We start from the raw sequence: 20,546 nt of genomic DNA, 5'->3' as shown, positions 1-20,546 counted from the left end.
CACTTTTCCGCGCGCGGCGTCCCCCGGACACAACGAAACCCCCCGCCGTGCGAGACGACGAGGGGTTTCGGTGGTCGGTACGGCTACCGGCGCGGTTACTCCGCGGCGGCGTCCTCGGCCGGGGCGGCCTCGGCGGCCGGGGCCTCTTCCTCGACGGGGACCAGCGAGATCTTGCCGCGGTTGTCGATGTCGGCGATCTCCACGCGCAGCTTGTCGCCGACGTTGACCACGTCCTCGACCTTGGCCACGCGCTTGCCCTGGCCCAGCTTGGAGATGTGCACCAGGCCGTCGCGGCCCGGCAGCAGCGAGACGAACGCGCCGAAGGCGGTGGTCTTGACGACCGTGCCCAGGAAGCGCTCGCCGACCTTCGGCAGCTGCGGGTTCGCGATCGCGTTGATCGCGTCGATCGCGGCCTGCGCCGACGGCCCGTCGGTCGCACCGACGAACACGGTGCCGTCATCCTCGATGGAGATGTTGGCGCCGGTGTCCTCGGTGATCTGGTTGATCATCTTGCCCTTGGGCCCGATGACCTCGCCGATCTTGTCGACCGGGATCTTGATGGCGGTGACGCGCGGGGCGTACGGGCTCATCTCGTCCGGGGTGGCGATGGCCTCGGCCATCACGTCCAGGATGGTGGTGCGGGCGTCGTGCGCCTGGTTCAGCGCGCCGGCCAGCACCTGCGAGGGGATGCCGTCGAGCTTGGTGTCCAGCTGCAGGGCGGTGACGAAGTCGCGGGTACCGGCGACCTTGAAGTCCATGTCGCCGAAGGCATCCTCGGCGCCGAGGATGTCGGTCAGCGCGACGTAGCGGACCTCGTCCTCACCCTTGTCGTTGGTGACGGTGTCCGACACCAGGCCCATGGCGATACCGGCGACCGGCGCCTTCAGCGGCACACCGGCGTTGAGCAGCGACAGGGTCGAGGCGCACACCGAACCCATCGAGGTGGAGCCGTTGGAGCCCAGCGCCTCCGAGACCTGACGGATGGCGTAGGGGAATTCCTCCTGCGAGGGCAGCACCGGCATCAGCGCACGCTCGGCGAGCGCGCCGTGGCCGATCTCGCGCCGCTTCGGCGAACCGACGCGACCGGTCTCACCGGTGGAGAACGGCGGGAAGTTGTAGTGGTGCATGTAGCGCTTGGTGGTCTCCGGGCCGAGCGAGTCGACCTGCTGGGCCATCTTCACCATGTCCAGGGTGGTGACGCCCATGATCTGGGTCTCGCCACGCTCGAACAGCGCCGAACCGTGGGCGCGCGGGATCACGGCGACCTCGGCGCTCAGCGCGCGGATGTCGGCCAGACCACGGCCGTCGATGCGGAAGCCGTCGGTGAGGATGCGCTGACGCACCAGCTTCTTGGTGACCGAGCGGAACGCCGCGCCCAGTTCCTTCTCGCGACCGGTGAAGTCCTCACCCAGCCGCGAGAGCACGTCCAGCTTGATCTCGTCGATCTTGGCCTCGCGGGCCTGCTTGTCGGCGATGCTCAGCGCCTCGTTCAGCTCACGCTTGGCGGTGCCCTCGACGGCCTCGAACACGTCGGCGGCGTACGGCGGGAAGAGCGGGAACTCCTCGGTGGGCTTGGCGGCCAGGGTCGCCAGGTCCGACTGCGCGCGGCACAGGCGGGCGATGAACGGCTTGGCGGCCTCAAGGCCCTCGGCCACGACAGCCTCGGTCGGCGCCTGCGCGCCGTCCTCGATCAGCGCGACGACCTTGTCGGTGGCCTCGGCCTCGACCATCATGATGGCGACGTCACCGGTCTCGGTGACGCGGCCCGCGACGACCATGTCGAACACGGCGCCCTCGAGCTGCTCCACGGTCGGGAACGCGACCCACTGGCCACCGATCAGGGCGACGCGCACGCCGCCGACCGGGCCGGAGAACGGCAGGCCGGAGATCTGGGTGGACGCCGAGGCGGCGTTGATGGCCACCACGTCGTAGAGGTCCTGCGGGTCCAGGCTCAGCACGGTGACCACGACCTGGATCTCGTTGCGCAGGCCGTCGACGAACGACGGGCGCAGCGGACGGTCGATCAGGCGGCAGGTCAGGATCGCGTCGGTGGAGGGGCGGCCCTCGCGACGGAAGAACGAGCCGGGGATGCGGCCCGCGGCGTACATGCGCTCTTCGACGTCGACCGTCAGCGGGAAGAAGTCGAACTGGTCCTTGGGGTGCTTGCCGGCGGTGGTCGCCGACAGCAGCATGGTCTCGTCGTCCAGGTAGGCGACGACGGATCCGGCGGCCTGCTTGGCCAGACGGCCCGTCTCGAAGCGGATGGTGCGGGTGCCGAAGCTGCCGTTGTCGATCAGCGCGACCGACTCGAAAACACCGGGCTCGACCTCGACCGCGGTCGAAGTACGTTCAGTTGTCTGCGTCATTTTTCTTCTCTCGACCTCTCGTCTCGCCGGAGCGCAGCACCATCTGGGCGCGAACCAGCTATTCGTCAGCCGTACCGGACACGGACACGTGGGAACCCTCCTGGCTGCCACGCGCAGCACCCGGCCGGATCCCCTTGGAAGCGGCGACGCGGAGGCGGTCATCGATCGAAGCCCGACGGCGGCGGGAATTCGCCAGCCGAAAGGCCACTACCGAAGACCGACGCCACGCGGACGGATGCATACGGCTGTCACATGTTGTAGTGCACGCGGAAACCCGATGGTCGCCGAATACACGAATAGCCAACGAGAAGAAGTGTACTTCTTCCCATTGGCTACTCGCCGACCGCCTCAGCGGGGAGGCGTGTCGAAGCAGATCAGCGGCGCAGGCCGAGACGCTCGATGAGCGAACGGTAGCGCTCGATGTCCTTGGCCTGCAGGTACTTCGACAGGCGACGACGACGACCGATCAGGGCCAGCAGGCCGTGCCGGGTGTGGTGATCGTGCTTGTGCTGCTTCAGGTGCTCGGTCAGGTCCGAGATCCGCTTCGACAGCAGCGCGATCTGCGCCTCCGGCGAGCCGGTGTCCTTCTCGTGCAGGCCGTACTCGGCCAGGATGGCCGACTTCTGCTCAGTGGTCAGCGCCATGCGGCATCGACTCCTATTTCTCAGGGCTCATCCCCGCTCGCGCGAGGAATACCGTTGGACTGCGCTCGAAGCCTGGACAAACCAGGTGGGCGCCACCGCAGACCGCAGCAAACCCGAGGATCGACTGTACCGGAGCGCTCGAGCGCGGGCCGAACCGGGTGTCAGGCGTCGGCGGCGGTGAGCACCTTGCGGGCGTTCTCGACGTCGCGGCCCATGGCCTCGACCAGGTCGTCGATGGTGTCGAACTTGCGCATCCCGCGCAGCTGCTCGACGAAGTCGACCGCGACGTGCTGGCCGTACAGATCGGCCTCGCCGTCGAGGACGAACGCCTCCACGGTGCGCGAACGCCCCGAGAAGGTGGGGTTGGTGCCGACCGAGATGGCGGCCATCGCCCGCTCGCCGGGTTCGACGGTGCCGATGGTCGGACCGGGCCCGAGCACGGTGAACCAGCCCGCGTACACGCCGTCGGCCGGGATGGCCGCGTGCATCGGCGGGGCGACGTTGGCGGTCGGGAAGCCGAGCCCGCGGCCGCGGCCGTCACCGTGCACGACGACGCCCTCGACCCGATGCGGCCTGCCCAGCGCCTCGGCGGCGGCCGCCATGTCGCCCGCGTCGACGCAGGCGCGGATGTAGGTGGAGGAGAAGGTGACGGCGTGCTCGCCGAGCAGGGTGACGCCGTCGACCTCGAAGCCGAAGCGGGCGCCCAGATCGCGCATGGTGTCGACGGTGCCCGCGGCCTTCTTGCCGAAGGTGAAGTTGTCACCGACGACGACCTCGGTGACGTGCAGCCGCTCGACCAGCAGGTCGTGGACGTAACCGGCGGGGGTGAGCTTCATGAAGTCCTGGGTGAACGGCATCACGCAGAACACATCGATCCCGAGCTCCTCGGCGAGCTCGGCCCGCCGGGTCAGGGTGGTGAGCTGCGCGGGATGGGAACCGGGCCGGACCACTTCCATGGGATGCGGATCGAAGGTCATCAGAACCGAGGGAACATCACGCTTCTTCGCCGCGGCCACCGCGCGGCTGATCAGCTGCGCGTGCCCGCGATGCACGCCGTCGAACACGCCGATCGTGAGGACGCAGCGCCCCCAGTCGGCGGGCACATCGTCGAGACTTCGCCATCTCTGCACAGAGCGAAGCCTACGCAACGTTATTCGCCGGCGCCGTGCCGGTCCGCCGATGTGTCATTCGGGCCAGGGATGCCTAACATCAATGATGTGCCAGGTAAACGAGATGTCGCTACCCGCCGAGCGTCGACAGCGCCCGGTGAACAGGCCGAACTCGCTGCCACCGCGACGCTCGCGCCCGAATTGTCCGCGGTGGCGCAGGACTATCTGAAGGTCATCTGGACCGCGCAGGAGTGGTCACAGGAAAAAGTGTCGACCAAGCTGCTCGCCGAGCGGATCGGCGTGTCGGCCTCGACGGTGTCGGAGGCGGTGCGCAAGCTCGCCGATCAGGGCCTCGTCGAGCACGCCCGCTACGGCGCGATCACCCTCACCGAGCACGGCCGCCGCGCCGCCGTCGCCATGGTGCGCAGGCACCGGCTGATCGAGACGTTCCTGGTGAACGAGCTCGGGTACGGCTGGGACGAGGTGCACGACGAGGCCGAGGTGCTCGAGCACGCGGTCTCGGAACTGCTGATGACGCGCATCGACGCCAAACTCGGCCACCCCGACCGCGATCCGCACGGCGACCCCATCCCGTCGGTCGACGGCGCGGTCCCCACGCCCCCGGCGCGACGACTGTCCGACTTCGCCGCGGGCGAATCCGGCCGCGTCGCCCGCATCTCCGACTCCGACCCCGCGATGCTGCGCTACTTCGACTCGGTCGGCATCGCCCTCGACACCGTGATCGCGGTCGAGGAACGCCGCGACTTCGCCGGCACCATCGCGGTCCGCATCGCCGCCGCCGAGGCGCCGACCGAGCTGGGAACCCTCGCCGCCGAAGCCATCTGGCTGACGGCCTAGCTCAGCAGGAGAAGTAGTGCCGCAGGGTGTCGGGGACACCGGCGGCACTCGCTTCGGCCCAGCACGTGTCGTGCGGGAACTGGACATAGGTGGCCCAGGTGCCCGTGGCGCGGGTGATGATCCGCTGGTTGTCGCCGGGGCTGTCCCAGGACACGACCGCCCAGCGCCCGTCGCAGTGCGAGATGGTGGCGACCGGACCCGGGTCGACCCCGAGTTCGGTCTCCACGGTGGCCTCGGCGCAGGCGGGCGCCGGTGCGGTGTCCTGGAAGCGCAGGTTCCCGGTGACGGTCGCGCCCGCCTCGACCAGGAACAGCGAGTGCATGCCCTCGGGGACCGGGTTCGTGCCCGCGGGCGCCGTCATGCCGAAGTGGTAGCAGCCCGTCGCCGCGGTGAAGACGGCCAGCCCGGCGGCGTCGGTGACGCCTTCCTGGCGCTGCGTCTCGGTGGTCTCGCCGACGGGAATGTCGTGGCCGGCCGGATCGCACGGCTGCTGGAGCGAAAGCCGCACGGGCACACCGGGGACCGGGACACCGGACAGGGTCGCCGTCCGCAGGACGACGGTGCCGGTCGCGGGCGTGGGCGGCGGCGTGGTGCGCGCGGACGTCGGCGCGGCGGAGGTGCCCACCGGCGGGCGGGTCACCGGCGGCGGGCTGGTGGCCGGAGCCTCGCTCGCCGGCACGATGACGGGCGGCCGTGACGTGCTGGTCACGGTGCTCGGCCGCACCGAACTCGACGAATCCACCGCCCGCGGACCATCACCCCCACACCCCGCGAGCAGCAATGTCACACCGGCGACCACGCCGATCCAGGTCTTACGCAGTGCGGCCATGGCCCACCCCTCCGTAGCCGAGAGCTATTCGTCCTGGCTATCGCGAGAGGTGGCTGTGGTGTTAACCACGGTCCAGTGCCCCTGACATCGCGGCCGCGCCCTCAGCGCGACAGGAAGTCCAGCAGCACACGGAATTCCGTGAGTGAGAGGTAGCCGTCGCCGTCCTGATCGGCAGCCGCGAGCAGGTCGGCGGCCGGTTCCTCGATGCGGCCGCCGCCGACGTGGCGGATCAGCGAGTCCAGTTCGCTCACCGAGATCCGGCCGTCGCCGTTGACGTCGAAGACCCGGAACGCGGCGTCGGCGTCGGTCACCTCGATGCGGCCCTCGACCACGGCGGCGTCGAATTCGGCACGGGAGACCAGGAAGTCGCCGTTGGTGTCGGCCGCGGCGACCAGGCGTTCGATCGCCGCGCGGTCGACCTCGATACCGGCGGAACGGATGCCGGTCGCGATGTCGTCGACCGACACCAGCCCGTCGCCGTCGCGGTCCCACAGCGTGAACGTGTCGACCGGCTCTGTACTCATCTCGCTACCCTTCCCCCGGTCGGCGATATCCGCGCGCCGACCGTCACCGCCACTCTACGGAGGCGGCAGCGACGACGTCCGGCGAGCCGGGCGGCGGTGACCTCACCAGCGGGTACCCCGCCGCCGAACGCCGACGCGGCGCAACGCCTTCGGTGTCAGTCGCCGATGCCCTGGGGACGGACCACCATCACCGAGGCCGCGCGTTTGCCGCTCTCCTCGAGCAGCGCGATGGCCCGGCCGGCCGGGTCGATGGCGGCGTAGACGCCCGCGAGCCCGATCGGCTCGAGCCACCGGCCGTTGCGCAGGTCGTTCGCCTGGGACTCGTCGATGTCGCGGTGCGGGAAGGCCGTGCGGACCGCGGTGTCGATATCGAGGCTGAGCAGCGGCTGTTCGGCTTCCGCGGCGGCGGCCAGCTGCTCCAGGGTGCGGGCGTGTTCGAGGGTGAACGGGCCGACCCTGGTGCGGCGCAACGCCGTCAGGTGACCGCCGACGCCGAGGGCGGCGCCGAGATCGCGGGCCAGCGCGCGGATGTAGGTGCCCGAGGAGCACTCGACCTCCACGTCCAGGTCGACGAACTCGCCGTCGGCGACATCGCGGCGAGCCAGGATATCGAAGCGCGAGACCGTCACCGGGCGGGCCGCGAGCTGCACGTCCTCCCCCGCGCGGGCGCGGGCGTAGGCGCGTTCGCCGTCGACCTTGATGGCGCTCACCGTGGCCGGGATCTGCGCGATGTCACCGGTCAGCGCCGCGACACCGGCCGCGATCTCGGCATCGGTGACGTGCAGCGCCGGGGTGGTCGCGGTGACCTCGCCCTCGGCGTCGTCGGTGATCGTGGCCTGGCCCAGCCGGATGGTCGCGGTGTAGGCCTTGGTGGTGAGGATCAGCTGACCGAGCAGCTTGGTCGCCCGTTCCACGCCGAGCACCAGCACACCGGTCGCCATCGGGTCGAGCGTGCCCGCGTGCCCGACCTTCTTGGTGCGCAACAGCTTCCGGCTGCGCGCGACGACATCGTGGCTGGTCCAGCCGCCGTCCTTGTCGACGATGACCAGGCCGCCCAGCGGATCCACCGCGGGGGTGCGCGCGCCCATCAGCCGTGCGCGATCGCGGTCAGGATCAGCCCGTCGGCGATCATCCAGCGGCCGTCGAACGAGGTCAGCGGGGTGCCGCCGTCGTTCGTCGTCCCGGGAACCAGCAGTCGCGTGTGGAAGGTACCCGTGCCGGAATCGGCGGTGCGGGAATCGATCTCGAAGGTGATGTGCGCGTCCTCGAAACCGAGCCAGCGCAGCGTCAGCGGGAACCAGGCCTTGTAGGTGGCCTCCTTCGCGCAGAACAGCAGGCGGTCCAGGTGCAGGCCGTCGGCGGGCGCGGTGGCCAGCCACTCGCGTTCGGCGGGCAGGCTGACCGAGTCGAGCACGCCCTCGGGCAGCGCGCCGTGCGGTTCGGCGTCGATGCCGACCGAGCGGAACCGCAACGCGTGCGCCATCGCGGCGGCGCGGTAGCCGTCGCAGTGGGTCAGGCTGCCGACCACGCCGCGCGGGAACAGGGGCATGCCCCGCTCCCCCTTGCCGATCGCCACCGGCGGCTCGCCCAGCTGCTCGAGCGCGAGGCGGGCGCAGTGGCGGGCGCCGATGAAGTCGCGCCTGCGCTTCTCGACCGACTTGGCGATGAGGTGCTCCTCGGCGGGATGCGCCTTCAGGTCCTCCGGGTACGCCAGCAACTCGGCGGCGGCAACGCCCGAGGGCAGAATGTTGTCAATCATCGAGTTCCAGCCTAGTAGTGGTCAGATGCCGCGGCGACGGTCGGCTTTGGCGCGCATCTCGGCCGCGGCGGCTTCCATTTCCGGGGTGACGGTGAAGTGGCCGCCCCAGGCGTTGAGGTCGCCGTCGGCGTAGACGGGCTCGGGCAGGATCTGGCGCAGCAGGGGCTCGGGCATGCCGCGGCGTTTCCATTCGCGGGGGTAGCCGAGGGAGACCTCTTCGAAGCGGACGCCGTCGTAGAAGGTGGTGCGCGGGATGTGCAGGTGGCCGTAGACCGAGCAGACCACGTTGTAGCTGGTGTGCCAGTCGGCGGTGAGATCGGTGCCGCACCACATCGAGAACTCGGGATAGAACAGGATCTCGGTGGGCTGGCGGACCAGCGGGAAGTGGTTGACGAGCACCACCGGGGCATCGGGGCCCAGCGCGTCGAGGCGGCGCTGGGTGTACTGCACCCGGGCGTGGCACCAGGCGTCGCGGGTGAGGTACGGGTCGGGGGTCAGCAGGAACTCGTCGGTCGCGACGACATTGCGTTCCCGCGCCACGGCCAGCCCCTGGGCCTTGGTGGTGGTGCCCGCGGGCAGCCACGAGTAGTCGTAGAGCAGGAACATCGGCGCGATGGTGACGCGGCCGCCGTACTGTTCGGCGCCCGAGCCGGTCCACACCGGATACGGGTCCTCCGGGGTCACCACGTCGAGGTCGCGGCACATCGAGACCAGGTAGTCGTAGCGGGCGGCGCCGTGCATCTGCACCGGGTCCTTGGGCGTGGTCCAGAGCTCGTGATTGCCCGGCACCCAGATGACCTTCGCGAACCGGCCGCGCAGCAGCTCCAGCGCCCAGCGGACCTCTTCGGCCTTCTCGCCCACGTCACCGGCGACGATCAGCCAGTCCTCCGGCGAGTCCGGGTGGATCTGCTCCACCACCGGTTTGTTGCCCTGATGCCCCACGTGCACATCACTGACCGCCATCAACTTCGGAATCACCTGTCCACAGTGGCACACCCGTGAACCGGCGCCCGCGCGGGTTCGCCCGTTCCGATCGCGCGGTCGTCGGCGACCAGCGGATCCAGCGGTCCGGGGGACGCTGCCGTCGGGCCGTCAGACGCGGAACAGCCCGGCGACGAAGGACACCACCTGCGGTCGTGCCTGGGCGTCGATCTCGGGGTGCCCGCCCGGATACTGGCCGAATTCCACCGCGGTGCCCGCCGCGCGCATCTGCGCGAGCAGGGTGTAGGTCATCGGCAGCGGGACCACCGTGTCGGCGGCGCCGTGCACGATCAGGATGGGCTGGCGGTAGCCGACCGTGGGGACCACCATGTAGTCGCGCAGGGCCGCGCCGATGCCGTCGGCGTCCACCGGGCGCGCCAGCAGTGCGCCGATCGACGCGCCGTCGACCACCGCGCCGAAGTCGTCGACGCAGCTGGTGGCGATCGCGTCGACCACCTCCCGGCCGCGCGGGCTGAGTAGGCCGTTCACATCCAGGTCGGGGCGGGCGGCACGCAACCCGGCGAGGATGCCCGCGAACGGGCCGACCAGCTCGTCCACGATCGGCAGATTCGGCACCCGCGGGTCGAGCCGGGACAGGACCTGTTCGAAGTTGGATTCCGGTGCCAGCGCGACGGTGCCGCGGAAGTCCAGTTCGGGCGCGTAGTCATCGGCCAGATTGCCGGTGGCCAGCGCCGCGTGGCCGCCCTGCGATCCGCCGACCACGGCCCAGGTGGCCGAGAGGTCCGGCTCGGCCGCGCGGGCGGCGCGGACCAGGTCGATCGTCGCCGTGGCCTCGGTGCGGGTGTGCAGGTAGGGGTGCACGGTGTCGGACCCGACGGACAGTCCGAGGTAGTCCGGCGCGACCACGGCCCAGCCGCGATCGAGGAAGGACCGCAGCAGCGGCTGCTCGTGCACCGCCTTGTTCGTCGTGATGCCGCACTGCGGGCCGAGGCCGCTGGTGCCGTGGTCCCAGGCCACGACCGGGTAGCCACCCGCGGGCGGCGGCGAGTCCGGCAGGAGCACGAGACCGGCACCGTTGATCAGTCCACCGGTGGGTCCTTCGGTGCGGTAGTCCACGATGGCCGCGCGCGACCAGTTTCCCCAGCCCGCGGGCTGATCGATGTGCCCGAGCAGGGTGCCCGCCCCGTCGGGCGCCGCGTGCGCTGTCGGCACTCCGAGCCCGAGCCCCGCGAGCAGGACGGCGGCACCGACCGCCGCTCGGAGACCGATACTCCTGGACATCACGCCACGCACTACGTCGCCTCCATCGTCGGCTCGAGGTCCTCCGTTCCGACGGTAGTGCGAACTCGCCGTACCAGGTATCGCTGTGACGAGCGCCACTCCGGCTAGGCGGCCCCGGTCGGGACGTCGGCGCCGACGCGGGCCCAGCGACCGGACCTGGCGCGGGCGACGACGGCGAGCAGACGCAGGAGCATGAACGCCACCAGGCCCGACCAGATGCCCGCCACGCCCCAGTCGAATACCAGGGATAGCCAGATCAGCGGCAGGAAGCCGACCAGGGCGGCGACCAACGTGGCAGTGCGCAGGAAGGCCGCGTCGCCCGCGCCGAGCAGGACGCCGTCGAGCGCGAAGACGGCGCCGGCCACCGGGATCATGGCGACGAAGAACCACCAGATGACGTGCGTGCGCTCGAGGACCTGCGGGTCGTCGGTGAACAGCAGCGGGATCACGCCGGCCCCGGCGGCGAAGCAGGCGGCCAGGACCAGCGCGAAGATCACCGACCAGCCCGTCACCCGCCGGGCGATCCCCTTCGCACCCCGCGCATTGCCCGCGCCGAGCGCGGCCCCGACGAGGGTCTGGGCCGCGATGGCCAGCGAATCCAGGGTCAGCGCGAGGAAGTTCCACAGTTGCAGCACCAGCTGATGGGCGGCGACCGACGCGGCGCCGAAGCGGGCGGCGACCGCGGCGGCGGAGATGAAGCACGCCTGGAACGACAGGCTGCGCACGATGAGATCCCGGCCGAGGACCAGCTGGGCCCGCATCACGGCGGGATGGGGACGCAGCGAGACCCGCTCGCGCAGGAGCGCGTAGCCGAACAGGCCGCCGGTCACGAGCTGACCGACCACATTGGCCACCGCCGACCCCGCCAGCTCCAGGCGGGGCGCCCCGAGCAGCCCGTACACCAGCACCGGACACAGCACGGCCGACAGCGCCAGTCCCGCCACCACGTACATCAGCGGACGGCGCACATCCTGCACCCCGCGCATCCAGCCGTTGCCCGCCATCGACAGCAGGATCAGCGGCACCCCGAACAGGGCGATCCGCACCCAGCCCAGCGCCTCGTCCGCGATCTCGCCGCCACCGGCGATCGCCGCGCACAGCGGCCCCGCGAACAGCTGCACCACCAGCAGGATCAGCACACCGATCGCCGCGCCGACCCAGCTGGCCTGCACGCCCTCCGCGACCGCGCCCGCCCGATCCCCCGCGCCGTGCCGTCGCGACGCGCGCGCGGTGGTGCCGTAGGACAGGAAGGTGAGCTGGGTGCTGACCGACCCCACGATGACCCCACCGACCGCGAGCCCCGCCAGGGCCAGCGCCCCCAGCCTGCCGACGATCGCCATGTCGAACAGCAGGTACAGCGGCTCGGCCACGAGCACGCCGAGCGTGGGCAGCGCGATCCCGAGAATCCGCCGCGGCCCCACCTCGGCGTCCGGATCAACCGTGGACATCAGGCTCCGCCTCCCCGTCGATGGCGCCCGAACCGGCGCCGCCACCGATGCTCGCACACCCGTCGCGACCCGATCCCGCGCCGCGACGAGCGCCGAACCACGGTCCCGGCGCGGGGCCGGACCGGACACTGTCGGTGCGGAACCGGACGATCCCGGCGAAATCCCTGGTAAATGTCGCGGTACCCGACGCCACCGGCGATACTGGTCACTCGCCCAGTCAGGGTGGACGCAGCGCGACCCCTCCGGTTCGCCCGAGCTCTCAGGACAGCATCCATGGCGTTTGTACAGCGGTGGCGCGTGATCACGGCGTTCGCCCTCGTGGGGGCGGCGACCCAGGTCGTGTGGCTCAACTACGCGCCGGTCACCACGGTGGCGGCGGCCCATTTCGGGGTGTCGGAGTCGGCGGTCGGCTGGCTGGCCAATATGTTCCCGCTGCTGTACGTGGTGCTGGCGATCCCCGCCGGCATCCTGCTCGACCGCTGGTTCCGGCCCGCCCTGATCGCGGGCGCGGCGCTCACCGCGATCGGCGCCGACCTGCGCCTGCTGCACGACAGCTTCGCGATGGCGCTGGCCGGTCAGACGATCGTTGCCGTCGCGCAGCCGCTGGTGCTCAATGCGATCACCGGCGTCGCGGGACACTATCTCGACGAGAAGGACCGCCCGACCGGCATCGCGGTCGGCACCGCCAGCACCTTCGCCGGGATGGCGGCGGCCTTCGTCCTCGGGGCGATCTTCCCCGCCGAGAGCCAGCTGTGGACGCTGACCGCCCTCGGCGCGGGATTCGCCACCGTGGCGGCGGTACTGCTCACCGTCGAACTGGTGCGGCCGGGGCACGTCGCGGCGGGCGCGGAGCCGTTGCGGGCAGCGGGCGAACCGGAGGCCCCGCTCGCCGCGCTGCGCGCGACCCTGGGCGACCCGTATGTCCGCCGCCTGTGCGCGGCGGTCTTCTTCCCGTTCGGCACCTTCGTCGCGCTGGCCACCTACGGTCAGGCGCTGCTCGAACCCGCCGGGGTCAGCGCGGATGCCGCGAGCGTCGTACTGCTGATCAATGTCGTGGCCGGGGTCGTCGGCTGCGCGGTTTTGCCGGTCGCGGTGCTGCGGCGCGGTGTCGAGCTACCCGCGGTCATGGTCGGGCTCACCGCCAGCGCGCTGGCCTGCCTGCTCGTCGCCGTGGCACCCGGGCTCGCCACGGGGTTCCTGGCGTTCGTCCTGATCGGCCTCACCCTGCTGCCCGCCCTGCCGATCGTACTCACCATGACCGAGCGTCACACCGGGGTGGCCGAGGGCACCGCGGCCGGACTCATCTGGATGACCGGCAATCTCGGCGGCCTCGTCGTCGCCGGGGCCACCGGCCTGCTCGTCGACCGACCGGCACTCGCGTTCGGATTGTGCGCTGTCGCAACGATTCTGGGCGTACCCCTCGTCCGGCGGCTGCGCCGCGAGCCGGTCCCGGTCGGCTGATCAGCGCGACCGGCCGCGCACCGGACCGTCGGCACGCCGGTCACCGGCCTCGGCCGGGTCGATCGGGCCCGGCCCGCTGGTTCGGATCGCCTCCGAGAACGGCTGGCACGTCCCGGGGACGGCTGACGGCGCCGCGCTCAGCCGAGCGCGGTGACCAGCGCCTGCACCACGTCGGCGGCATTGCCATACGTTGTGTACCCCGCCGCGAACCGATGTCCGCCACCACCGAATCCACTGGCGATCGCGGCGACGTCCACCCCGTCGGCGGCACCCGGCGCGGAATCGCGCGAGCGCAGCGAGACGGTCCACCGGTCGTTCTGGCCGCGGGCCTCCTTGAAGACGGCCGCGATCCCGGCCTCGGCGGTGGTGCGGACGACGTCGATGACGCTCTCCACCTCTTCGGGTCCCACCTCGTGGGTATCGGTGGCCCGCACCAGCGCGTAGACCAGCCCGACCCCGGCCGCCGAGGGCACGACGACCGCCGTGGACAGCACCTTCGACAGCATCGGCAACCACGCGTACGGATGCGTGTCGAGCAGGACGCGGGTGATCTCGGCGCCGTCGATCCCGGTCGCCAGCAGCCGTTCGGCCAAGGCATGACTGCCGGTCCTGGCCCAGCGGAACGACCCGGTGTCGGTGACCAGCCCCGCGAACAGGCAGTGCGCGATGGCGGCATCGATCGGGATGCCCCACGCGTCGAGCAGCCGGGTGACCAGCTCCGTGGTCGAGGCCGCCGACTCGTCGATCAGATCGACGGTGCCGAACCCGTCGTTGGCCCGGTGATGATCGATGACCAGCGTCGTCGCGGCCCCGTCCAGCCGGTCGGCGAGCACGCCGAGCCTGCTGCGCGCGCCGCAGTCGACGACGACCAGCAGGTCGACCTCGGCAGGCACCTCGGCGGGCGGCACCAGCAGATGCCCGCCGGGCAGCGTCCGCAGCGAGGCGGGCAGTTCGGCGGGCTCGGCGAAGGACACCACCACCGGCACGCCCTTGCGTTCCAGTGCCAGCGCCAGCGCGAGCCCGCTGCCGATGGTGTCGGCGTCGGGCTGCACGTGACAGAGCACCGTCACCGCCCGCGCCGTCGCCAGAGCGGCGACGGCGGCGGCCGGCACGGTCGCGTCACGGACGCTGGTCATCGGGGTTACTCGTCGCCGTCGTCGTCGCGATCGGACTTGTACGGGTCGGCCTCACCGGCGTGCGTGGCGTTGGCCGCGACCTTGGCGACCTCGTCGTCGATGGCGCGAGCCCGGGCCAGCAGCTCTTCCATCTCGCGGGCCGCGTCGGGCACCTTGTCCAGCGTGAACGACAGGATCGGGGTGAACTTCACCCCGGTACCCGCACCCACCTTGGACCGCAGCACGCCCTTGGCCGCGTCCAGGCCGGCGGCCGCGGCCGTGTAGTCGGGTTCGGCGTCGAGCGTCTCGCCCATCACCGTGTAGAACACCGTTGCCTCGCGCAGATCGCCGGTCACCTTGGCATCGGTGACCGTGACGAACCGCAGCCGCGGATCCTTGATCTCGTACTCGATCGCGGTGGCCACGATCGCGGAAATCCGCTTGGCGAGTCGGCGTGCCCTGGCTTGATCCACCATGGGTCTGTCCTCCTCTGGTCTAGTCTTCGGGTCCGAAGATCCGGCGGCGTACTGCCAGCAACTCTATCTCCGGACGGGCGGCGACGTGCCGCTCACACTTGTCGAGCACCTCGTTCAGGTGACTCGTTTCCGCGCTGACCATGGCGACACCGAGCAGGGCCCGGCGATGCAGATCCTGGTCACCGGCCTCGGCGGCGTTGACGGCGAAGCGCTTCTGCAGCTCGGCGAGAATCGGGCGGATCACCGACCGCTTCTCCTTGAGCGAGTGCACGTCACCGAGCAGTAGATCGAATTCGAGCGCACCGATGTACAGCGGTGCTCACCTCCTGGTAGATGGATGGATTGCCCGCATGACCACACGCCGCACCCGAGGTGTCGGGTGCGGCGTGTGGAACGGTGTGCGTGATCAGTCGCGCGGCTTCTCGCGCAGCTCGTACGCCTCGATGATGTCGCCGTCCTTGATGTCGTTGTAGGTCACGGTCATACCGCACTCGTAACCTTCGCGGACCTCGGTGGCGTCGTCCTTCTCCCGCTTGAGCGAGGAGATGGTCATCGTCTCGGCGATCACCCTACCGTCGCGGATCAGGCGCGCCTTGGCGTTGCGCTTGACCGAACCCGACAGGACCATGCAGCCGGCGATGTTGCCGACCTTCGACGAACGGAAGATCGCGCGGATCTCCGCCCGGCCCAGCTCGACCTCTTCGTAGATCGGCTTGAGCATGCCCTTGAGGGCCTTCTCGATCTCGTCGATGGCCTGGTAGATCACCGAGTAGTACCGGATGTCGACGCCCTCGCGGTTGGCCAGCTCGGTGGCCTTGCCCTCCGCACGGACGTTGAAGCCGATGATGATCGCGTTCGAGGCCGACGCCAGGTTGACGTTGGTCTCGGTGACGCCACCGACACCGCGGTCGATGACGCGCAGACGCACCTCGTCGTCGATCTCGATGCCGAGCAGGGCCTCTTCGAGGGCCTCGACCGTACCGGAGTTGTCGCCCTTGAGGATCAGGTTGAGCTCCGAAGTCTCCTTCAGGGCGGCATCCAGATCTTCCAGGCTGATCCGCTTGCGGCTGCGCGCGGCCAGCGCGTTGCGCTTACGCGCATTGCGGCGGTCGGCGATCTGGCGAGCGATCCGGTCCTCGTCGACCACGAGCAGGTTGTCGCCTGCGCCGGGCACCGAGGTGAAACCGATGACCTGGACGGGCCGCGACGGCAGGGCCGCCTCGACGTCGTCGCCGTGCTCGTCGACCATGCGGCGCACGCGACCGTAGGCGTCGCCCGCCACGATCGAGTCGCCGACGCGCAGCGTGCCGCGCTGGATGAGCACGGTGGCCACCGGGCCACGGCCGCGGTCGAGGTGCGCCTCGATGGCGACACCCTGGGCGTCCATGTCCGGGTTGGCCCGCAGGTCGAGCGAGGCGTCGGCGGTCAGCAGGACCGCTTCCAGCAGCGCGTCGATGTTGGTGCCCTGCTTGGCCGAGATGTCGACGAACATGGTGTCGCCACCGTATTCCTCGGTCACCAGGCCGTACTCGGTCAGCTGCTGCCGGATCTTGTCCGGGTTCGCGCCTTCCTTGTCGATCTTGTTGACCGCCACCACGATCGGCACGTCGGCCGCCTGGGCGTGGTTGATCGCTTCCACCGTCTGCGGCATGACGCCGTCGTCGGCCGCGACCACGAGGATCGCGATGTCGGTGGCCTTCGCACCACGGGCACGCATGGCGGTGAACGCCTCGTGCCCCGGGGTGTCGATGAAGGTGATCAGGCGCTCGTCGCCGTTGAGATCGGTCAGCACCTGGTAGGCACCGATGTGCTGGGTGATGCCACCGGCCTCGCCCTCACGGACGTTGGCCTTACGGATCGTGTCCAGCAGTCGGGTCTTACCGTGGTCGACGTGACCCATGACGGTCACGACCGGCGGACGCTGCTCGAGGTCGTCCTCGCCGCCGGCGTCCTCGCCGTAGGTGAGATCGAACGATTCCAGCAGCTCGCGGTCCTCGTCCTCGGGGCTGACGACGTGGACGACGTAGTTCATCTCGCTGCCGAGCAGCTCGAGGGTCTCGTCGTTCACCGACTGGGTCGCGGTGACCATCTCGCCCAGGTTGAACAGCGCCTGGACGAGAGCGGCCGGGTTCGCGTCGATCTTCTCGGCGAAGTCCGACAGCGACGCGCCGCGGGCGAGCCGGATGATCTCGCCGTTGCCGCGCGGCAGCCGCACACCACCGACGGCGGGCGCCTGCATGTTCTCGTATTCGGCGCGCTTCGCCCGCTTCGACTTGCGGCCACGACGCGGAGCGCCACCGGGACGACCGAACGCACCGGCCGCGCCACCACGGCCACCGGGACCACCCGGACGACCGCCGCCGCCACCGGGGCGACCACGGAAGCCACCGGCCGCGGGTGCACCGGCACCCTGACCTGCGCCGGGGGCACCGCCACCGCCACCGCGGTAGCCGCCACCGCCGCCACCGGGACGACCGGCGCCACCGGGCGCGCCGCCCGGACGACCCGGACGGCCACCGGCCGCCGGACCCGGACGCGCGGAGCGCTGGGGCATGGCACCGGGGTTCGGCCGCGGGGGCATCGAGCCCGGGTTGGGGCGCGGGCCACCGGGACGCGGGGCACCGCCCTGCGCGGCGGCCGGACGCGGACCACCCTGGCCCTGGCCGGGACGGGGACCGCCCTGACCGGGAGCCGGACGGGGACCACCCTGGCCGGGAGCCGGACGCGGACCGCCCTGACCCGGCGTCGGCCGCGGGCCGCCCTGCGGGGCGGGACGCGGGGCCGGACGCTCACGATCCGGGGCGGAGCTGAACGGGTTGTTGCCGACGCGCGGGGTCTTCGGGCCGGGCTTCGGGCCGGGACCGGCCGGACGCGGGGCCGGAGCACCCGGGGTCGGCTGACCCGGACGGGCCTGACCGGCGGCGGGCTGACCCGGACGCGGTGCGCCGGGGGCCGGACGCGGACCGGGCGCGGGGGCACCGGCCGGCTTCGCGGCGGGCGCCGCCGACTGCGCGGCGGCCGGGGTCGGCCGAGCGGCCGGAGCCGGCTTGGCCTCGACCGGAGCCGACTCGGCGGCCGGAGCCACCGGGGCCGCGGGGGTCGCGGCGGCGGGCGCCGCCGGAGCCGGACGCGGACCGGGACGGGGGCCGCCACCGGGAGTGGGCTTGGCGGCCGGACGGGCCGCCTGGGACGGACCGGGACGGGCCGCCGGCTTCGCGTCGCCCGCCGGGGCGGACTTCGACGCGAGCGATTCGCGCAGGCGACGGGCGACGGGTGCTTCCACCGTCGAGGACGCCGACTTCACGAACTCGCCCTGCTCCTTGAGCTTCGCGAGTAGTTCTTTGGACGTGACACCGAGTTCTTTGGCCAACTCGTGCACGCGGGCCTTGCCTGCCACTGCTCTCCTCACTGAGAGGCCGAGCAGCGCCACCGTGTAAGGGGACGGCGGCCCGCACGACCTCGGGTTATCTCCGATGGACGTTCATCGTTGGTGCTTCACGGTGTGCTCATGAGTGCTCGTGCCTGTTCTCGAGGTACTGCTCCAGGGCTGAGATATCCAGATTTCCGGACACTCGTAGGGCTCTGCCGAATGCTCGGCGCCGCTCTGCGGAACGCAGACAAGCTGAAACGGGGTGCAGCCAGGCACCCCGTCCGGGAAGTCTGCGCCGTGGATCGGGAACGACCGCAACAGCCGGAGCCCCGGCGGAGCCGGTGTTCCGATGCTGCGCCACGATCCGCAACAGTTCGGCAGACGGCTCGCGCTGACGGCATCCGATACAGGTTCGAACGGATTGCGCGGGCCGGTCTTCCACCCACTCTACCGGTGACCCGGTCATAACGACGAACCCCTCCCCTTCCGAAGTTACGAACATGTCATCCGAGGGTCGGGATTCCCGCGTTTTCGTCAACTACGGTGCGCCTCCGGCCGAACCGAATCGCCCTGCTCCGGGGCCGCGTCGCTGCGGATATCGATGCGCCAGCCGGTCAGCCGAGCGGCCAGGCGGGCATTCTGGCCCTCCTTGCCGATCGCCAGCGACAGCTGGAAGTCCGGCACGATCACCCGGGCCGCCCTGGCTTCCGGATCGACGACGGTGACCGAGACCACCTTCGACGGCGAGAGCGCGTTGCCGACGAAGGTCGCCGGATCCTCGGCGTAATCGATGATATCGATCTTCTCGCCGGCCAGCTCGCTCATCACGTTGCGCACGCGCTGGCCCATCGGGCCGATGCACGCGCCCTTGGCGTTCACGCCGGGCACGGTGGACCGCACCGCGATCTTGGAGCGGTGCCCCGACTCGCGGGCCACCGCGACGATCTCCACCGAGCCGTCGGCGATCTCGGGCACCTCGAGCGAGAACAGCCTGCGCACCAGGTTCGGGTGGGTGCGCGAGAGCTGGATCTGCGGGCCACGCGGGCCACGGGAGACGCCGTAGACGTAGCACTTGATCCGGTCGCCGTGCTCGTAGGTCTCCCCCGGCACCTGCTCGGCGGGCGGGATCAGACCCTCGGCGCCGTTGGCCTCGCTGCCGATCCGCACCACCACGATGCCGCGGGCGTTGGCCCTGGCGTCGCGCTGGACGACACCGCCGACGATGTCGCCCTCATGGGTCGAGAACTCGCCGAAGGACTTCTCGTTCTCGGCGTCGCGCAGCCGCTGCAGCACCACCTGGCGGGCGGTGGTCGCGGCGATCCGGCCGAAGCCCTCCGGGGTGTCGTCCCACTCGGAGACGAGGTTGCCGTCGGCGTCCAGCTCCCGCGCCATCACCCGGACCACACCGGTCTTCTGGTTGATGTCGATGTACGCGTTGGGCTGATGGCCCTCGGTGTGCCGGTAGGCGGTGAGCAGCGCCGACTCGATCGCCGAGATCACGGTCTCGATGGGGATGCCCTTGTCGGCGACGATCGCCCGCAAGGCTTCGATTTCGATGTTCATTCCGCAACCCCTTCGGTGGGAGAGTCACTGTGTTGTCCTGCGGCGGCGAGGTCGGCGGGTTCTTCGCCCGGTACCGGGCGGCCCGCGGCGATCCCGCCCGCGAGTTCGAGTTCGGCGGCGCCCGGTGCGTTGAACTCGACCTGGACCACCGCGGTGGCGATGTCGGCGAGCGGCACGTGCACCCGGTGCGGCTTGTTCTTGCCGCCGAGGACCAGCGCCACGGTGCCGTCCTCGGCGAGCTGGCCTGCGCGCGCCTCGAAGCGGGCCTTGCCCTCGACCGGCTCGGCGCCGTCGCGCAGCGCGACCTTCACCTTGCGGCCCTGCGCGCGTCGCCAGTGCCGCTCGGCGGTCAGCGGGCGGTCGACGCCGGGGGTGGTCACTTCGAGCAGGTAGGCGGATTCGCCGAAATCGCCCGCGTCGTCGAGCAGCTCGGACATCTCCCGGCTGAGCTCGGCGATCGCGTCCAGATCGGCCGGACCGTCGCTGTCGACGGTGACCTTCAACCGAACCGGCGCCAATTCGTCCTTGCCCGCAGACGCGATCGCGACGCCCTCGAGGTCGAATCCCCGGCGTGCGACGAGCTCAGCGACGAGCTGGCTCACCCTTTCCTCGGTGGGCATCGGCATATGGGCGGCTCCTGGTTCAGTTGTGACGCGATCGGAAATTTCTACGCCGAAGGTCTAGCGTAACGCGCCACGAGAGTGTAAAGGACCAGCCACCGGGCTTCGCGCACCGGTCCGCCCCGGCGTGCCTCCCGGTGTCGCGGCGTGGGCGGGCGACGGTGCGCGGATCTGGCACGAT

Annotated in this window: 19 protein-coding genes; 2 read left to right on the top strand and 17 right to left on the bottom strand. The window is 70.9% G+C overall.

The features are described 5' to 3' along the window. Positions 1-95 precede the first annotated feature (95 nt). The 3 genes from AB0H54_RS10535 to AB0H54_RS10525 all read right to left on the bottom strand — a co-directional run bounded on the left by AB0H54_RS10535 (position 96) and on the right by AB0H54_RS10525 (position 4,140). On the bottom strand, positions 96-2,366 hold the full coding sequence (locus AB0H54_RS10535; protein ID WP_357344574.1) for a polyribonucleotide nucleotidyltransferase: 2,271 nt from the start codon (positions 2,364-2,366) through the stop codon (positions 96-98). 374 nt (positions 2,367-2,740) lie between these two features. Next, positions 2,741-3,010 (bottom strand): 30S ribosomal protein S15, encoded by a 270-nt coding sequence (gene rpsO, locus AB0H54_RS10530; RefSeq protein WP_019048089.1) that lies wholly within the window; start codon positions 3,008-3,010, stop codon positions 2,741-2,743. A 161-nt stretch (positions 3,011-3,171) separates the two neighbouring features. Further along, positions 3,172-4,140: a bifunctional riboflavin kinase/FAD synthetase gene (locus tag AB0H54_RS10525; protein ID WP_355277789.1), complete on the bottom strand. Its 969-nt coding sequence runs from the start codon at positions 4,138-4,140 to the stop codon at positions 3,172-3,174. 69 nt (positions 4,141-4,209) lie between these two features. Between AB0H54_RS10525 and AB0H54_RS10520 the strand changes: the two genes are divergently transcribed. Then, positions 4,210-4,977, top strand: a complete 768-nt coding sequence (locus AB0H54_RS10520; protein ID WP_355277791.1) for a metal-dependent transcriptional regulator — start codon at positions 4,210-4,212, stop codon at positions 4,975-4,977. A gap of 1 nt (position 4,978) precedes the next feature. Here the strand turns inward: AB0H54_RS10520 and AB0H54_RS10515 are convergent, their stop codons facing one another. The 7 genes from AB0H54_RS10515 to AB0H54_RS10485 form a co-directional block, all read right to left on the bottom strand. Beyond that, positions 4,979-5,806 carry a hypothetical protein gene (locus AB0H54_RS10515; protein ID WP_357344571.1) on the bottom strand — a complete coding sequence of 276 codons (828 nt, stop codon included), beginning with the start codon at positions 5,804-5,806 and terminating at the stop codon, positions 4,979-4,981. 101 nt (positions 5,807-5,907) lie between these two features. Continuing rightward, complete coding sequence (locus AB0H54_RS10510) at positions 5,908-6,330, bottom strand: EF-hand domain-containing protein (protein WP_357344569.1); 423 nt, start codon at positions 6,328-6,330, stop codon at positions 5,908-5,910. A gap of 155 nt (positions 6,331-6,485) precedes the next feature. Beyond that, positions 6,486-7,418: a tRNA pseudouridine(55) synthase TruB gene (truB, locus tag AB0H54_RS10505; RefSeq protein ID WP_357344567.1), complete on the bottom strand. Its 933-nt coding sequence runs from the start codon at positions 7,416-7,418 to the stop codon at positions 6,486-6,488. Continuing rightward, positions 7,418-8,089 (bottom strand): 4'-phosphopantetheinyl transferase Npt, encoded by a 672-nt coding sequence (npt, locus tag AB0H54_RS10500; protein WP_357344565.1) that lies wholly within the window; start codon positions 8,087-8,089, stop codon positions 7,418-7,420. The genes truB and npt overlap by 1 nt, the downstream gene beginning before the upstream one ends. Before the next feature lie 21 nt (positions 8,090-8,110). Continuing rightward, on the bottom strand, positions 8,111-9,067 hold the full coding sequence (locus tag AB0H54_RS10495) for a metallophosphoesterase (protein WP_357344563.1): 957 nt from the start codon (positions 9,065-9,067) through the stop codon (positions 8,111-8,113). A gap of 114 nt (positions 9,068-9,181) precedes the next feature. Beyond that, positions 9,182-10,312 carry a lipase family protein gene (locus tag AB0H54_RS10490; protein WP_357344561.1) on the bottom strand — a complete coding sequence of 377 codons (1,131 nt, stop codon included), beginning with the start codon at positions 10,310-10,312 and terminating at the stop codon, positions 9,182-9,184. 104 nt (positions 10,313-10,416) lie between these two features. Continuing rightward, positions 10,417-11,760 carry an MATE family efflux transporter gene (locus tag AB0H54_RS10485; protein WP_357344559.1) on the bottom strand — a complete coding sequence of 448 codons (1,344 nt, stop codon included), beginning with the start codon at positions 11,758-11,760 and terminating at the stop codon, positions 10,417-10,419. 273 nt (positions 11,761-12,033) lie between these two features. Here AB0H54_RS10485 and AB0H54_RS10480 point away from each other — a divergent pair, with 273 nt between their 5' ends. Further along, a complete protein-coding gene (locus AB0H54_RS10480) occupies positions 12,034-13,221 on the top strand; it encodes an MFS transporter (protein ID WP_357344557.1) in 1,188 nt (395 codons plus the stop codon). A 137-nt stretch (positions 13,222-13,358) separates the two neighbouring features. Here the strand turns inward: AB0H54_RS10480 and AB0H54_RS10475 are convergent, their stop codons facing one another. The 7 genes from AB0H54_RS10475 to rimP all read right to left on the bottom strand — a co-directional run bounded on the left by AB0H54_RS10475 (position 13,359) and on the right by rimP (position 20,371). Further along, positions 13,359-14,357 carry a bifunctional oligoribonuclease/PAP phosphatase NrnA gene (locus AB0H54_RS10475; RefSeq protein ID WP_355277819.1) on the bottom strand — a complete coding sequence of 333 codons (999 nt, stop codon included), beginning with the start codon at positions 14,355-14,357 and terminating at the stop codon, positions 13,359-13,361. Between the two features lie 5 nt (positions 14,358-14,362). Then, positions 14,363-14,812: a 30S ribosome-binding factor RbfA gene (gene rbfA / locus AB0H54_RS10470; protein WP_357344555.1), complete on the bottom strand. Its 450-nt coding sequence runs from the start codon at positions 14,810-14,812 to the stop codon at positions 14,363-14,365. 19 nt (positions 14,813-14,831) lie between these two features. Continuing rightward, complete coding sequence (locus AB0H54_RS10465; RefSeq protein ID WP_355277864.1) at positions 14,832-15,125, bottom strand: DUF503 domain-containing protein; 294 nt, start codon at positions 15,123-15,125, stop codon at positions 14,832-14,834. Positions 15,126-15,218: 93 nt separating this feature from the next. Beyond that, positions 15,219-18,209, bottom strand: a complete 2,991-nt coding sequence (gene infB / locus AB0H54_RS10460; protein ID WP_357344553.1) for a translation initiation factor IF-2 — start codon at positions 18,207-18,209, stop codon at positions 15,219-15,221. Between the two features lie 109 nt (positions 18,210-18,318). Next, entirely contained in the window at positions 18,319-18,648 is a 330-nt protein-coding gene (locus AB0H54_RS10455; protein WP_357345694.1) for a YlxR family protein, read from the bottom strand. Positions 18,649-18,716: 68 nt separating this feature from the next. After that, a complete protein-coding gene (gene nusA / locus AB0H54_RS10450; protein WP_355280671.1) occupies positions 18,717-19,745 on the bottom strand; it encodes a transcription termination factor NusA in 1,029 nt (342 codons plus the stop codon). Then, positions 19,742-20,371, bottom strand: coding sequence for a ribosome maturation factor RimP (gene rimP / locus AB0H54_RS10445; RefSeq protein WP_357344551.1), 630 nt, complete (start codon positions 20,369-20,371; stop codon positions 19,742-19,744). Before rimP ends, nusA begins: the two co-directional genes overlap by 4 nt. Between the last annotated feature and the right edge of the window lie 175 nt (positions 20,372-20,546).

Source organism: Nocardia sp. NPDC050718 (genome assembly GCF_040654235.1).
GTDB lineage: Bacteria > Actinomycetota > Actinomycetes > Mycobacteriales > Mycobacteriaceae > Nocardia.
The sequence above is the reverse complement of the archived record's forward strand: the minus strand, read 5'-3'. Positions and strand labels throughout refer to the sequence as shown.